This window comes from Methylobacterium sp. NEAU K, assembly GCF_030700285.1.
Lineage (GTDB): Bacteria > Pseudomonadota > Alphaproteobacteria > Rhizobiales > Beijerinckiaceae > Methylobacterium.
In genome coordinates, this window is sequence record NZ_JAUYZJ010000006.1 from 19,218 (window position 1) to 34,500 (window position 15,283).

The following is a 15,283-nucleotide window of genomic DNA, read 5'->3' on the forward strand; positions in this document are numbered from 1 at the left end:
GGCGTCATCCGGCGCGACGATACCCGCCGTCTTTCTGCGAGCGATGCGCCATGGGTCAGCGTCCCCGCTGCGGTGCCGGAACTGAGGCAGCGCAGCGTATGATCCCCTCCTGTCATACGAGCACCGAACAGTCGATGTCGCCGTCCAGTACTGTCTCTACCGAACATCAGACGGAGAGACGGTACGTGGGCGACAGGGCTGACGGTTCAGTCCCGACGGATTTCCCGACACGTGTGCTAATTGCGCCCGTCGAGGTTCGCACCTTGAGCACACGCTGGTGCACGCGGCTGAGCCTGGGTCGCTCTCACTATGTCCTGTCCGTTACCGTGCCACCTTCGATACGCGCCTGCGCGCGGGATCGAATCGAATGGAACGCGGCCAGACCGACCTCCCGACTTGCGTACGACGGCCCCGACACGGGTCGAAGTACAACGGCGTCGAATAGTTCCGTTCGGTTTGACTTTCGCTCCAACAGGACGACAGACGTTGAGACCAACCAGGTTAGAACGATCGATCGCTGCATGATCCCCGCAGTCGTGCAGTCATCTGAAGCCACCTACGGAGTGCCCTATTGGCGCCTTCCGTACAAATTCCTCAAGAACTCGGTTCGTTCGGTCCGGACAATGGCTCGCAAGGCAACAATAACAAGCCGCATGGTTGTGCTGCCGCTCTGGATCTGCGGTGGTTTTTCGACCGCAGAAGCGCGCGAGACGCTCAACGGGTCATTGCTGCTGGCATATCGCGGCAATCCCGATCTCAATGCACAGCGCGCCAATTTGCGCGTCGTCGATGAAAATGTCGCGCAGGCGCTTTCCGGCTACAGGCCGAAAGTCAACATCGGGGTCAATGCGGGTATCGCGCAGTCGGATGGATCATTGTCTGGCGCCCAGATCCAGTACAGAACCATTCCGATGCAGGCCGGACTGACAGTCTCACAAACGATATTTGACGGGTTTCGGACGGACAACAAAACCAGGATGGCCGAGAGTCAGGTCTATTCGCAACGCGAGACACTTCGAGGCGTCGAGTCCAACGTCTTATTCAGCGCCGCCGTCGCGTATATGAATCTCCTCAGGGACACCGCGATCTATGCCCTGCAGCAGAACAATGTCGAAGTGATTCAGGAGCAGCTGCGGCAGACGCGCATTCGGCTCGACGAGGGGCAGGTGACGCTGACGGACATATCCCAGGCGGAAGCTCGTTTGGCGGTCGCGCAGGCGCAACTCAGCACCGGGGAGAGTACACTTCAAACAAGTATCGGCTCCTTCCGGCAAATCATCGGCGTCGATCCCCATGATCTTGCGCCCGGCCGGCCGATCGATCAATTTATACCGCCCGATCGGGACAGCGCAATCGCCACCGCTTTTCGCGATCATCCTGGCATCATTGCGGCACGTCACGATGTCGATGTTGCCGAAGCTCAAGTAAAAGTAGCCGAGGGCCAGCTCTATCCCCAGCTTACGGCCTCGGCCTCCGTCGAAGGCAACCATGACTTACCACCGTTGAGCAGCAGCCCTCGACCCAATAGCAGTTCTCTCAGTGGTATCTTCCAGGGACGCCTCACGATTCCGATCTATGAGGGCGGCCTTGTATATTCAGACATCCGTCAAGCCAAAGAACGGGTCGGCCAGCGCCGGATCGAAGTGGAATCGATCCGCGACCGCGTGCGTTTCAACGTCGTGACCGCTTGGGGCGTTCTTGAGGCGTCAAAAGCCGCCGTCGTTGCCTCCCAGAAGGCGGTGATTGCGAACGAGAGAGCGTTGGCAGGTGTTCGAGAGGAAGCGGCCATCGGACAGAGAACGACGCTGGACGTCCTGAACGCACAGCAGGAACTCCTTCTTGCTCGGGTGGGCTTGGTTTCTGCGCAGCGCGATCGTGTCGTCGCATCCTACCAAGTGCTGTTCAGCATGGGCCAATTGACGGTTAAGTTTCTCAGCCTGTCTGATGATCTGTACGATAAAAAAATCCACTACGATCAAGTCAAAGACCTTTGGTTCGGCGTCCGATCACCGGATGGACGCTAGTAATGCCGAATTTGGCAGCCGATATAACGAACGGGATGACGACCTTCGCGGCTGCGCACAAAGTCGTCTCGCAATTTGAAGTTGGTGAATTGCAAATATCTTTTTGCTGACGCCAACTGGCCGGCGGCGGCGTCATTTGCAGGATCAGCACTTCGGACGTCGGAGGTCGAAGGGCGTAGCGCCCGAAGGCTAGATCCTCCGTCGGATTCGACGCCGGCTCCGACGCTACGAATATTGGGACGAAATCCTTCCCACATCGAGCGCCCCTCAGCGCGCTGCCACTTCGCGAGTCACGACCCGGGTAATCCGTACCGGCGAAGGGGTGGGCGAACTGACCTGCGACGACTGCGAATGTACCAGCACGATGCGGTGCGTCACGTCTTCGAAGCAGCAACGGAGCCGGACGGCCGCGACTTCAATCCAAACGCTAAGTACTGAAAATGAGCTTGACCCTGCAGCCAGGATTAGCATTTTCGAATTCAAGCCGAAAATTATGAAGCCTCGCGATCGAATCGACGATACTCAGACCGATACCGAAGCCGGCAGATTGATATCGATAACCCTTCTTTTTGTATCGTTCTTTCAGTATCTCGACGTCATCCGGATGGATCCCAGGCCCGAAATCTCTGATTTCGAGTGCAAGCGGACTCTCGGTGACGCTCACCTCGATAGATTCATTCTCACGGCTGTATTTTAACGCGTTGTCCATCAGGTTGCTTATTGCCTCAAATATCAAACTCCGATCCGCTTCGATCATTGAAGACGCTGTCGTATCGTAGAGCACGATCCTGACATCCTTTTCATGCGCCAGAGGTTCGTAAAATTCGACGGCGTCACGAACGATCCCAAGGACATCGACGCTCTTGAATTCTGACCGTCTTAGCCTGTCCTCCAGTTCCGATATCCTGAGCAGCGCTGAAAATCGATAAACGATCTGTTTGATGTCAGAGGCCGCCTCACTGTTCAGCTCCTTCATCTGTTCAAGATCACTTACGCTCCGGATCGACCTTTCCAGCTTCGCCAGAACACGGGTGAGCGGAGTCCTGAGATCGTGTGCAATGTTTTCACTGGAATTCTTGACCTCGAGCATAAGACGCTCGAGTCGAGACAGCATCTCGTTGACCACTTCGGCGAGATGTCGCAGATCCCCGAACAGGTGGGACAATGACAACCGGCCGCTCAGATCCCCTTTCATGATCGTCTCGACAGAGGCGGTGATGGACTGGATCTGCCGAAGCGACAGCAGGCCTAAGACGACAGACGCGATGACGCCTATGAAAAAGATGGCTGCAATTCCCAGGGACAGCGCCTTTTTGAAGACTTGCTCGATATCGGATATCTCTCTCGATGATCGACAGACCAACAGCACTCTGTTGGGCTCACGCGGCGCGGCGAAGCAGTATAGACTCGGATCGTCTTCCGTGATGGTCGCTTTTAATTGGAAGGGCTGGGCCACCTTCTGGTCCGCCGGCAGCGAAAGATCGGCGCCAGCAATCCGCGTTCCTTCGTTCGTGTAAAGTGTAATTAGGCGGCCATCCTGCTCCAAGTCCTGCGAAATGTCCGTGCGCTCTCGCAAAACCGAATCCGGCAAATGATTGAGACGCAAGGCCTCTCTCTTAACGGCCCTATAGAGGGAATCGATAGTGCTCTGCCTTACTTCTATGTAAAGAAATAGACATAGACACAGGGACGCGGCGCCAAAAGTCGAGAAAAACAGCACGGACAGACGAAAGCCGCTGGTCTTATTCAAACTCTTAAGACGCACGGAAGACGAATCCCACGTTCCTGACGGATTGAATCATCTGCCCTGCGTCGCAGGAATCCATCTTCTTTCGAATTTTGCTGATATGAACGTCGAGAGCCGCAGATTCATGATTGAAGCTATACCCCCAAACGGCCTCAAATATCATCTTTTTACTCAGCGGCACTTCATGGTTCTTCATAAGAAATTCGACAATGGAGAATTCCTTCGGAAGGAGCTTGATAACCTCGCCATCGATTTCAAGGTGCCGTCCGATCAGGTCAAGTGAGGCGCGGCCGACGGCAATCTTCGTGACATCCCGGACGGTGCGGCTCCGTCTGGCCAGCGCGTGGATCCTCGCACTCAGCTCAGAGAACTCGAATGGCTTGGACAGATAATCATCGCCCCCGGCTCGCAAACCCTCGACCCTGTCATCGACCGCCGACAAGGCACTCAATATCAAAACTGGCGTAACGACCCCCGCGTCTCGCAATTTGGCCAAGACCGTCAAGCCGTCCATGGACGGCAACATCCGGTCGAGAACGATGACGTCGAATTTGACCGAACAGGCGCGCGCCAGGCCGGTCGGCCCGGTCAGCTCGACATCGACCTCATATCCCGCGTCATCCAAGGCGTGCCGTATCTCGGCGGCATTCTTCTCATCGTCTTCGACAACCAAAACGCGCAAGAATTCCTCCTCTTTTGCTTGAGGTTATGCGGACAGGGGCTGATATAGCGCGGTGAAGCTCGCCGTGATGTCGGTGGAGTTTCGCGCCTCCAGAGCAAGTCCGATCGGCTGAATCCGGGCCGAAGAGGTCTCCGGTTTCGCTCGGCGCTGTCAACTTCTGCGGAGGGGCAGGCGTATCCCGTTTCCGTCGACCGCCGCGGCCCGCCATCGGTGCAAGGCGGTTGTCACCTACGACAACATACCGCGCAAGCGCGGTTTGCCGGTCTTGATCGGCCGGCGCGGGCAAATCGGCTGCACGGCTTCGTTCAGAGCGCGTCATGCCGTGTTCCGTCGGCAGCTTGCCGCAGAGCGGGACCCGGCGTTCTCGCGGCAGGCCACAGGGTCCGAAAGGGCCGCAGGTTGGGTGGCTCTGCCCCGAACCGATCCGCGCGGGGTGGCAAGCCGCTTGACGGCTTCGGCCATGGTCGAGGCGCGGCTGTGACGCCGCCGCTTGAGATCGAAAGCCGGCGCGCCGTCGCGGCGCGCGCCGGGCCGTGCGCCGGCTTCGGCAGTGGATGGGCGGATGTTCCTCGCACGTCGCCGTTCAGCGCTCGCTGCGGCGCACAGCGCGCGACCGATGCAGGGATCGGGGCAGTGCGAGAGCAGGTGACGCCTGCGGCCGGCGTAGCCGTTCCTGTACAGGCGGCCGCGTGATGCCCCGAGAATGATCGCGCTCCGCCATGGCCCCGGCTTCTCGCGATGCAGGGCGACGCACGCTAGACCGCTTTCACCCGCACCGCTTCGACGCATCCGCAGATCCGCCGACCGCACGCGTCCCCTGCGCGACCGCGTCCAGGTGTTGGCCTACGGCGCCCGCATCTTTAGAGTGGTGGCAGGGGCGCCGCATCGAGCGGCGGAGGGGGGATTGCGATGCATTACCTTACGGACGGCGCTGCCGGCCGCGATCGGAGCTGAAGAGCACGGCTTGCGCGTGTCCGCTCGTTCGGGTCGATCGATCGTTTCCGGTGCGCGCCGAGCGCTGCCGCGGCTATCGCTTGCCGTGACGGTGGCGCTGCCGATCTTCGCCGCATTCCCTGTCCCGGCGCGCGCCTTCGACCTGTTCGGCCTGTTCGGCTCGGAGCCCGAGCCGCCGGCGCCCAGTCCGGCCGCGCTGCCGTATAACGTACGGATCACCGGCACGGACGATTCCGATGTGCTGCGCGCGCTCCAGGACATCTCGACACTCTACCGCCTCCGCCAGGAACCGCCGCCGGACGGGGAGGGGCTTCTGCGCCGGGCCGAGACCGACCTGCCCAAGCTCGCCGACGTCCTTTCGGGCTACGGCTATTATCAGGGCACGGTGGCGATCCGGATCGACGGCGCCCCGGTGGCGGGGGAGGCCGTTGCCGCGCCAGCCGTGCGCGCTGCGGAGGCCTGGCGCAATCGCGGCCTTGTTCCGGTCCGGATCGGCATCGATCTCGGCCCGCTCTATACCTTGCGCCGGATCGCCGTACGGGATCCCGCGGGACGCCCGTACCCGGAAGCGGCGCTGCCCGCGCGCATCACCCGGGTGGACGAGGATGTCCCGGCGCGATCGGCCACGGTCCTCGCCCGCGAGGCGCAGATCGTCGACCAATTCCGGGCGCAGGGACACCCCTTCGCCAAGGCGATCGCGCGCGATCCGGTGGTGGACGATGCCGCCCATGTGATGGACGTGACCTTCACGGTCGATCCCGGTCCAAAGGCGCGGCTCGGTCCCGTGACGGTCAGCGGCGCGCCCGGGATAAACCCGGCGACGATCCGCTCCTTCATCTACGCCGAGCCGGGCGATCCATACGCACCCCAGGCGGTGGCGGCGATCCGCCGGTCGGTGGCACGGATCGAGGGGATCGGCGGCGTGCGGGTCCGCGAGGGGACGGCCCTCGACCAGGACGGCAACCTGCCGCTCTTCGTCGAATTGAGCGAGCGCGAGCGCAACCTCGTCGGCATTTCCGCGCGGTACTCCACGGTCGACGGGCCGGGGGTCCGCGCATACTACGCGAACCGTAATCTCTTCGGCGGCGGCGAGACCTTTCGGATCGATGCCGACATCTACTACCTCGGGTTGGGCAACGACCCGTTCGCGATTCAGCGCAAGATCGCCGGCATCGGGACCAACGGCCTGGGAGGCCGCCTCTCGGCGACCTACGTCCAGCCCGCCCTGTGGGGCAGCCGGAACGACCTGCTCGCCAATGCCTTCGTCACCCGCGAGGTGCAGCAGAGCTATCTGGTAGATGGCGGCGGGATCTCGGCCGCGATCCGGCACCGCTTCTCCGACACGTTCTCGGCGCAGGTCGGGCTGGACGCGCAGGCGGGCCGCTCGAAAGACGCGCTCGGTGCGGTCAAGTATCGGCTGATCGGCCTGCCGGCTTCGGCGACCTACGATTCCACCGACAGCCTCCTGGACCCGACCCGGGGCGTGCGCGCGATCGCGTCGCTCGCGGTCTATCCCGGGGCGATCTCGTCGCCCGGGATCGTCGTGGCCAAGGCGCAGGGATCGACCTACTATTCTCTCGACGAGGAGTCCCGTTACATCCTGGCCGGGCGCGTCGGCTTCGGCTCGGTCTCCGGGGCTGCGCTCGCGGATATCCCCGACAATTTCCGCTTCTTCGCGGGCGGCGGAGGCTCGGTGCGCGGCTATCCGTACCGGACGCTGGGGCCGATCGGGCCCTACAATCTGCCGATCGGCGGGCGTAGCCTGCTGGAAGCGTCGCTGGAGGCCCGCATCAAGGTCACCGACACGATCGGGGTGGTGCCGTTCTTCGACGCGGGCACCGCCTTCGCCTCCGCGCTGCCGGATTTCGACGAGAAGATCCGGAAATCGGTCGGCATCGGCCTGCGTTACTACACCGGCGTCGGTCCGATCCGCGCGGATCTTGCCTTCCCGCTCGACCCCTACAAGGGCGGCCATGTCCGCCCGGCCGTGCTGTATCTGAGCCTGGGGCAGGCGTTCTGAATGGAGTCCCGCATCGGCCACCGCCATCACGCCGCTCCCTCCACCCCCCGCGAGGGAGGGTGGCCCCTGCATCGGCGGGGGTCGAGTCGAGGCCGCGCGCTATCCGGAGGAAGCGCCACAGGCGGGAAGTTCCGCAGCGTCACACTGGCCCTCCTGCGCGAAGCGGGGCGGGGATCGGCGCGGGCCCTGATCGCCCTGTTCGTTCTCCTGGGATGCGCCGTCCTCTCCGGTGCGCCGACCCTGACCCGTGCCGACGACGGCGACAAATCCGTGCTCGGCGGGCTGCTGTCGCGGGCGCTCTCGACGCCGTCGTCCCGGGTGGCGATCGGCGCGGTGGACGGCGCGCTGTCCTCGGACGCCACCATCCGCGACGTGGCGGTGGGCGACCGCGACGGCGTCTGGCTGAAGCTCGACCGGGCCCGGATCGTCTGGCGCCGCCTCGCCCTGCTGTCGGGGCGGCTGGAGGTGGACAGCCTTGAGATCGGGCGCCTCGAAGTGCTGCGCCGGCCGGTCCCAGGCCCGACCCCGCCGGAGGCTAAGCCCGACGGCAAGCTGCTGCCCGACCTGCCCGTGAAGGTCGAGATCAAGGGGTTCAAGCTGGCCGAACTGGTGCTCGGCGAACCCGTTGCCGGCCAGCCGGCCCGGCTCTCGGCCGAGGGGAAGGCGCGGCTCGGCGCCGCGAGCGAGGGACTCGACCTGCAGGCGCGGGCCCAGCGCCTCGACGCCGCCGGGCGCTTCCTGCTGACGCTGCTCTACGTGCCGAACGGCGACCGTCTGGAGCTGAAGGCGAACCTGATCGAGCCGGCGGGCGGCCTGCTGTCGAAGGCGGCCGGCATCCCGGGCACCCCGCCGATCGATTTCGATCTCGCCGGCACGGGCATGCTCGATGCTTGGACCGCCAAGCTCGATTTCGCGGCCGGCCCCGAGATCGGCGCGAAGGGCGGGGCGAAGATCTCGCGGATCGGCGCCGAAAGGCGGCTCGCCCTGGACCTCGCGGCGCGCATTGAGGGCCTCGTGCCGGGGCCCGCCGCCTCCGTGTTCGCCGGCACGACCAAGCTCGACGGCGGACTCGCGTTTGCCGACAGCGGCGCCTTCCGGATCGACCGGTTGGAACTGACCTCGCGTACCGCCCGTCTCGCCGCAGGCGGCAGCCTGACCAGGGACCGCGTCGCCGACCTGACGCTCCAGGCCCGCGCGCTGCCGACCGAGGGGGCCGTGACCAAGGCCGGCGAGGCCGAGATCGGGATGCTCGTCTTCGACGGCAGCCTCAAGGGAGCCATCACCGCACCGACGATCCGGGGCAACCTCGACGCGGCGGGCCTCCGCAGCCGCGAATCCGGGCTGGACCGGATCGAGGCGCATCTCGGGGTGGCACCCCAGGGTGATCCGGCGGCCCAGCGTTTCGCGATCACGGCGGACGGCACGGTCGAAGGCCTGCGGCTGGCCGACCCGGCCCTGCGCCGGGCGGTCGGCAGCCGGGCGCAGATCACCCTCAGGGCCGCGTCCGGACCGGACGGGGTGATCGACATCTCCACCCTCCGGCTCGATTCCGAGACCGCTCGGGCGAGCTATGCCGGCCGCGTCGGCCAGAATACGCTGACCGGCACCGTGGACGCGGCACTCCCGGATCTGGCGGTCTTCTCCGGACTCGCCGGGCGCGGCCTCGCAGGCAGCCTGGATGCCAAGGCGCGGCTCAACGGCGATCCGGCGCGCAAGGCGTTAGCAGCCGACCTCACCGTGACCAGTGCCGGTCTCGCAACCGGGATCGCGGCGGCCGACCGCGTCCTGGGGCGGGCACCGTCGCTCCAGGGGCGGCTCGCGCAATCCTATGACGGTTACGGATTCGACCACCTGCGCTTGGAGGGCGCGGGTCTCACGGCGACGCTGCAGGGCGAAGCGACCTCGTCCGCCGCGGATGTCACCGGCCGCCTCGACCTCAAGAGTCTTGCCGATCTCGATGGGCGCCTGACCGGGCGTGCCGGGATCGATGCGCGCATGACCGGCTCCCTGGAGCATCCGCAGATCGCCGCGACGCTGACGGCGCCGGCGGCCACCGCGGACGGGAAGCCGATCCGCAACCTGCGCGCCGAGGCCCTGCTGAGCGACGCTCTCCTGGCACCGGACGGCACCTTGCGGCTTTCCGGCGACGTGGCCGGCAAGGTGCTGACCGGGGGCGCCCATCTGGCGAGAACCGGGGCGGACTGGGTCCTCGACCGGCTGAGCGTCGATCTCGGCTCTGTTGCCGTGGAGGGCAGCGCGACTGTCGCAGCCGACTCCTGGCTCACGGCGGGCTCGCTCTCGGTGCGGGCCGGGAACCTGGACGATATCGCCCCGCTGGCTCCGGAGCCGATGGCCGGGCGCCTCGACGCCGCCGTGACCCTCTCGCGCGACGGCGGGCGCCAGGACGCCGCGATCCGGGCGACCGGCGCGGCCCTGCGGTACGGCGCCTACGCCCTCACCCGCCTGGACGCCGACCTGAGGGGCCGCGATTTGCGCGCCCACCCGGTTCTCGACGGCCGCCTCGAAGCCGACCGGCTGCTCGCCGCGGGCCAGCAGATCGACGCGGTTCGGCTCGCCGCGAACGGCAGCCCGGCGGGCAGCGACGTGACGCTGACGGCCAAGTCCCGCGGATTCGGTCTCGACGGGGCGGTTCGGATCGTGCCCGCGGACGATACGCGCATCGAGATCCAGCGCCTCTCCGCTGCCCGCGGTAGCGACCGCTTCGCTTTGACCGGGCCCGCCACCGTGACCTTGCGCGACGGCGGCGCGGAAATTGACGGGCTGTCGATCGGTGCCGACTCCGGCCGCGTCACGGTGACGGGCCGGGCCGGGCGGGACCTCGATCTGCGGGTGGCGATCCGCGCGCTCCCTCTGTCGCTGGCCCGGATCGCCGCGCCGGATCTCGCCCTGTCCGGCACGCTCGACGGCGAGGCGGACTTGCACGGGTCGGCGGCGCGGCCGGAGGGCCGCTACGCGCTCACCGTCTCGAAGCTCGTCACGCCTCAGACACGGCAGGCCGGCCTGCCGCCGGTGGATGCCAGCGCCAAGGGTACTCTGGCCGACGGAAAGGCCAGCCTCGACGGCCGGGTCACGGCCGGACGCGGCGTCGCCTTGACGGTGGCGGGCTCGCTGCCGGTCGAGACCGGGGGCCCGCTCGACATCCGCGCCCGCGGAACCCTCGACGCGTCCCTGGCCAACTCGCTGCTCAGCGTGGGCGGGCAGAGCGTCGCCGGGCGGATCGCCATAGACGGCGGCGTCACCGGCACGCTGGCGGCGCCACGGGCCCAGGGCTCGGCGGCACTGACCGGCGGACGCTTCAACGACCCGCTCAACGGCATCCGCCTCACCGACATCGACGGCCGCGTCACCGGCCGCGGCGACAGCCTCGTGGTCGAGCGCCTCACCGCGGCGACCCGCAACGGCGGCCGGCTCTCGGTCACGGGGCGGGTCGCCCTGGAGCCGGATTTCCCGGGCCAATTCCACGTCACCGCCGACAAGGCCGAGCTGGTGTCGAGCCCGTTGATGACGGCGGTGTCGAGCGTCGATCTGACGCTCGCCGGCCCGCTCGTGCGGACGCCGCGGGTCGCCGGCCGGATCGATGTCGTGTCGATCGACGTGGCCGTGCCGGACCGGCTGCCGGCCACGATCCGGCCCCTGCCGGGGGTGCGCCACGTCAACACTCCGCCCGACGCCCGGGTGCGTTTGGCGCAGCGGGCGGATCGGAAAGCGGCGGCCGCACCCAGCCGGCGTCCGAAGAAGCCCGCCGTGCCGTTCGACGCCACCCTGGATGTGCGGGTCGATGCGCCGAGCCGCATCTTCGTGCGCGGACGCGGCATCGATGCGGAGCTCGGAGGCTCCCTGCGGGTCACCGGCACCTCGCGCGCGCCGAATGCCGTAGGCGCCTTCGCGATGCGCCGCGGACGCCTCGAACTCGTGGGGCAGCGCCTCGATTTCAGCCGCGGCCGGCTGACCTTCGCGGGCAGCCTGACGACGCCCGATCTCGACTTCGCGGCGGAGACCAAAGCCGGGGACGTCACCGCCCGGGTCGCTGTGAGCGGCCCGGCGGATGCGCCGCAATTCGCCCTGACCTCCGATCCGGTGCTGCCGCAGGACGAGATCCTGTCGCGCCTGCTGTTCAAGAAGGCGGCCGGCGGATTGTCGCCGTTCCAGGCCCTCCAGCTCGCCCAGGCCGTCGCGCAACTCTCCGGCGGTGCCTCCGGGCCCGACGTGTTCGAGCAGGCGCGCAAGGGGCTCGGGCTCGACAGCCTCGACGTCTCGACCGGGGCGAGCGGCGGACCGGCGCTCGGCGCGTCGCGCTACATCTCGGACCGTGTCAGCGTCGGCGTGAAGGCCGGCGCCAAGCCCGCCGACACGGCGGTCGGGGTCGATTTCGACGTCACCCGGCGGATCAAGCTGAAGGGCGAGGCCGGCAGCGACGGCCGCACCAGCTTGGGCGTCGGCGCCGAGTACGAGTGGTAGGCCGCACTGGATGCGCGATCACGCGTCGCGGATCCGGTGCGGCCGGTGACCTTGCGCGATCGACACGATCGGCCAATGGTCTAGGTGTCGGCGCACGCGGCTTCGCGCGTCGCCGTTCGGGGCGGGACACACGAAGGGCGATGGACGACCTTTTCGAGACGGACGACGATCCCCCGGTGCCGGAAGGCGGCCTCCTGCGGATGTTGCCGATCATCAACAAGCGCGGCCTCCACGCCCGCGCCTCGGCGAAGTTCGTGCAGACCGTGGAGCGCTACGCCGCCGCGGTGGAAGTGACGCGGGCGGGCGAGACGGTGGGCGGGCGCTCGATCATGGGCCTGCTGACACTCGGCGCCGCCATGGGCACCCGCATCGCCGTCACGGCGGTCGGTCCGGATGCGCAATCCTGTCTCGACGCGATCGACGCCCTGCTGGCCAACCGCTTCGGCGAGGACGAGTAGCGACGCTCAGACTTCCTTGCCCGGCCACGCGCACAGGTCCGCTACCGGGCAGCGCATGCAGGCGGGCTTGCGCGCCGTGCAAGTGTCGCGGCCGTGCCGGAACAGCCAGATATGGGCGCCGTCCTTGAAGCGCTCCGGCACCGCCATCGCGAGCCCGTTGGCGACCGCATCGACGGTGGCTCCCGGTGCCAGCGGGATCCGGTTCGAGACCCGGAACACGTGCGTATCGACCGCGATCACGGGCTCGTGGAAGGCGAAATTCGCCGTCACCTCGGCGCTCTTGCGGCCGATCCCCGGCAGACGGCGCATCTCGGCCGAACTGCGCGGCACAGCGCCGCCGAACGCCGAGATCAGGGTCGCCGACAGCTTGACGATATTGCGCGCCTTCGAAGGCCCGAGCCCGACCGGCCGGATGATCTCGGCGATCCGCGCCTCGCCCAGGTCCAGCATCCCGGCCGGATCCCGCACCCGTGCGAACAGCGCCTCGGCGATGCGCGAGACGGTGGGGCCTGTCGACTGCGCCGACAGCAGCACGGTCACGAGCAGCCGGAACGGGTCGGTGCGGTCGAACCCCGCCTTCGGGTCAGGATCGGCCTCGGCCAGACGGGCGAGCACGGCCTCGGCGCGGCCGGCGCCGGCTGCGACAGGCGAGGCGGCCGCCGTGCGGGCGGAGTTCCGGGGCGGTGGCGGAGGGATGCCGTGGAGGGTGTCGCGGGCCATCACGGCGAGCTAGGGCCGCGGGGGGCGGCCGGACAGGCGGCGGCCGCGCGGCGGATTGACGAGGCCCGGATCAGGCCCGCGCCCGCCGCCACGCCACCGAGGCAGGCCCGGCACCGAGATGGAGCGTGCCGGCGACGATTTCGCCGGCCCTGCGGAGGAACTCGACGCGCAACGCGCCGCGGCGGCCGAACAGGCGGCTCACCACTCGGACCAGCGACGCCTCGGACGGATCCGCGACGATCGGGCGGCGCGCGGTCCGGGCGTCGAGGGCGAGGAACGTCTCGACGGCATCGCGCACGGCCGCCGGCTCGTGCACCGCGAGGATCTCGGAGGCGGCCGGCGCATCCCAACCCTCGGGGCGCACGCCGAGAAGCGCGTCGGCCGGAATCGCGCGCGGCCAAGCCGGCCGGTCGACCGCGCGTGTCGGGCGGCCCGGTGCCGGGACGCGCGCGGTCTCGACCGATCCGACGAGACGGATCGGGCGGCGCAGTGCGGCCAGGCGGGCGCGCAGGGCCCGGTCGACGGCCTCGGCGGCCGTCATGTCGACCAGCCCGGGCGGATCGGCCTCGGCTGGCTGCCAGGGCTCGGCGCGCCGACCCCAGACCGGGTGCGGCATGGCGAGCGGCACCACGCCGCGCAGGATCTCGGGGCCGGTGGCCGCATCCCGGCTCCAGGCGAGGGCTAGGGCGATGCGCCGGCCGGCCGGGCGATGCTGGGCCAGGGGCAGCAGGTGGTCGGGGTCGCGCAGCGGATCGACGATGGCGTTGCGCGCCAGCAAGGCCCGCCAAGCGGCAACCGCGCCGTCCTCCACCGCGCCGGGCCGGTGGAGATCGACCCGCCACTGCGTCGCTTCCGGTGCGAGCGGCGGGGGTCCGGGCTCGCTCCCGGTGGCCCCGGCCTCGGACAGGCCGCCCTGTATCACGGTGAAGCGTCGCGCCATCGCCTGTCCCGACCTCTCGACGATCCGTCCCATTCCGGGACGGACGGGCGCTTCAAACGCGCCGCTCGGCTCGCACGGTTCAAGGACGGTGCCGCCCGGACAGGCCTTCAGAAGCCCGGAATGGCCAGCGGGTTGTCGGTAAGCGCGGCGGCGTCGGGGGTGTCCACCTGCGGGCGGCCCAGGAAGGCGTCCCAGAGCCTGCGGACGAAGGCCGGATCCAGGTCGCGCAGGATCAGCACGAGGCGGGAGGTGTGGTCGGGATCGGGCCAGGCGGGCAGGGTGAGGGGCGCGTGGAACACGTGCTGGACGCCGTGCACCACGATCGGGTGCGCCGGGTCGTCGGCCAAGGCCACGATGCCCTTGAGCCGGAGGAGCTTCGGCCCGTGGCCGGAGCGGAGCAGGTCCATGAACATCTCGAAGGCCGGCCGCGGCACCGGCGCCGCGCTGGTCAGGCAGATGGCCTGGATCGACGCATCGTGCCGGTTCACGTCCGCCTGTGGATGGTCCGCGTTTGCCAGGGCCGCGTCGCCGAGCCAGGCGCGCACGTCCTGACCCTTGCCCTCGAGGCCGAACAGGCCGCCGAGCAGTTCCTCCGCAGGGACGTCCGGCGCGACGACCGGGGCCGCCGGGTTGAGGGTCGCGAGGCGTGCCCGGATACCAGCGGTGTCGCCCGCGAGGTCGACCTTGGTGAGGACGATCCGGTCGGCGATGGCGGCCTGCCGCAGGGCTTCCGGATGGGCATCCAGGGTGTCGGCGCCGGTCGCAGCGTCCACCACCGTCACCACGGCCTGCAGGCGGTACCGGAGCACCAGGTATGGGTGGTAGATCAGGGCGTGCAGGATGGGGGCCGGGTCGGCGAGGCCCGTGGTCTCGATCACCACCCGCCGGAACGGCCGGATCCGGCCGTTGTCGCGCTTGCGCAGAAGGTCTTCCAGCGTCGCGATCAGATCGCCGCGCACCGTGCAGCACAGGCAGCCGGCGCCGAGCAGCACCATGTCCTCGTCGACGGTCTCGATCAGCAGGTGATCCAGGCCGATCTCGCCGAACTCGTTGACGATCACCACCGTATCGGCGAGCGCCGGGTCGCGCAGCAGCCGGTTCAGCAGCGTGGTCTTGCCGGCGCCGAGGAAGCCGGTGAGCACGGTGAGCGGGATCGGCTCCGGGCGGCGCGGATCCGGAGCAGGCGAGGCGGCGTATGACATCGTCGCCGAAGTGGGGGCGAACGGCCTCCGGGACAACGCGCCCCGGCGCGCGAGATG

9 protein-coding genes are annotated in these 15,283 nt (G+C 67.8%); 4 read left to right on the forward strand and 5 right to left on the reverse strand.

Going from position 1 to position 15,283, the window contains the following annotated elements:
- The first annotated feature begins 521 nt into the window (after window positions 1-521).
- A complete protein-coding gene (locus Q8W67_RS06515) occupies window positions 522-2,024 on the forward strand; it encodes a TolC family outer membrane protein (RefSeq protein WP_305542533.1) in 1,503 nt (500 codons plus the stop codon).
- A gap of 427 nt (window positions 2,025-2,451) precedes the next feature.
- On the opposite strand, the gene Q8W67_RS06520 is transcribed toward Q8W67_RS06515, so the two are convergent.
- Together Q8W67_RS06520 and Q8W67_RS06525 are read right to left on the reverse strand one after the other, a co-directional pair.
- Window positions 2,452-3,630 carry a HAMP domain-containing sensor histidine kinase gene (locus Q8W67_RS06520; RefSeq protein WP_305542536.1) on the reverse strand — a complete coding sequence of 393 codons (1,179 nt, stop codon included), beginning with the start codon at window positions 3,628-3,630 and terminating at the stop codon, window positions 2,452-2,454.
- Window positions 3,631-3,778: 148 nt separating this feature from the next.
- Complete coding sequence (locus tag Q8W67_RS06525) at window positions 3,779-4,453, reverse strand: response regulator transcription factor (protein WP_305542539.1); 675 nt, start codon at window positions 4,451-4,453, stop codon at window positions 3,779-3,781.
- Window positions 4,454-5,492: 1,039 nt separating this feature from the next.
- Here Q8W67_RS06525 and Q8W67_RS06530 point away from each other — a divergent pair.
- From Q8W67_RS06530 to Q8W67_RS06540, 3 genes are all read left to right on the forward strand, one after another.
- Window positions 5,493-7,427, forward strand: coding sequence for an autotransporter assembly complex family protein (locus Q8W67_RS06530; protein WP_305542542.1), 1,935 nt, complete (start codon window positions 5,493-5,495; stop codon window positions 7,425-7,427).
- Window positions 7,428-11,906 carry a translocation/assembly module TamB domain-containing protein gene (locus tag Q8W67_RS06535; protein ID WP_305542545.1) on the forward strand — a complete coding sequence of 1,493 codons (4,479 nt, stop codon included), beginning with the start codon at window positions 7,428-7,430 and terminating at the stop codon, window positions 11,904-11,906. It begins immediately after the preceding gene.
- A 140-nt stretch (window positions 11,907-12,046) separates the two neighbouring features.
- Window positions 12,047-12,364 (forward strand): HPr family phosphocarrier protein, encoded by a 318-nt coding sequence (locus Q8W67_RS06540; RefSeq protein WP_305542548.1) that lies wholly within the window; start codon window positions 12,047-12,049, stop codon window positions 12,362-12,364.
- A 6-nt stretch (window positions 12,365-12,370) separates the two neighbouring features.
- Here Q8W67_RS06540 and nth read toward each other — a convergent pair whose 3' ends face one another.
- The 3 genes from nth to Q8W67_RS06555 all read right to left on the reverse strand — a co-directional run bounded on the left by nth (window position 12,371) and on the right by Q8W67_RS06555 (window position 15,226).
- Window positions 12,371-13,084, reverse strand: coding sequence for an endonuclease III (nth, locus tag Q8W67_RS06545; RefSeq protein WP_305542551.1), 714 nt, complete (start codon window positions 13,082-13,084; stop codon window positions 12,371-12,373).
- A gap of 70 nt (window positions 13,085-13,154) precedes the next feature.
- Window positions 13,155-14,024 carry a hypothetical protein gene (locus tag Q8W67_RS06550; protein WP_305542554.1) on the reverse strand — a complete coding sequence of 290 codons (870 nt, stop codon included), beginning with the start codon at window positions 14,022-14,024 and terminating at the stop codon, window positions 13,155-13,157.
- A 107-nt stretch (window positions 14,025-14,131) separates the two neighbouring features.
- Window positions 14,132-15,226, reverse strand: coding sequence for a GTP-binding protein (locus Q8W67_RS06555; RefSeq protein ID WP_305542557.1), 1,095 nt, complete (start codon window positions 15,224-15,226; stop codon window positions 14,132-14,134).
- Window positions 15,227-15,283: the final 57 nt, after the last annotated feature.

Coding starts and splice junctions, on each gene's coding strand:
- Q8W67_RS06540 (WP_305542548.1), top strand. CDS start 12,047: ATGGACGACCTTTTCGAGACGGACGACGATCCCCCGGTGCCGGAAGGC.
- Q8W67_RS06515 (WP_305542533.1), top strand. CDS start 522: ATGATCCCCGCAGTCGTGCAGTCATCTGAAGCCACCTACGGAGTGCCC.
- Q8W67_RS06550 (WP_305542554.1), bottom strand. CDS start 14,024: ATGGCGCGACGCTTCACCGTGATACAGGGCGGCCTGTCCGAGGCCGGG.
- Q8W67_RS06555 (WP_305542557.1), bottom strand. CDS start 15,226: ATGTCATACGCCGCCTCGCCTGCTCCGGATCCGCGCCGCCCGGAGCCG.
- nth (WP_305542551.1), bottom strand. CDS start 13,084: ATGGCCCGCGACACCCTCCACGGCATCCCTCCGCCACCGCCCCGGAAC.
- Q8W67_RS06535 (WP_305542545.1), top strand. CDS start 7,428: ATGGAGTCCCGCATCGGCCACCGCCATCACGCCGCTCCCTCCACCCCC.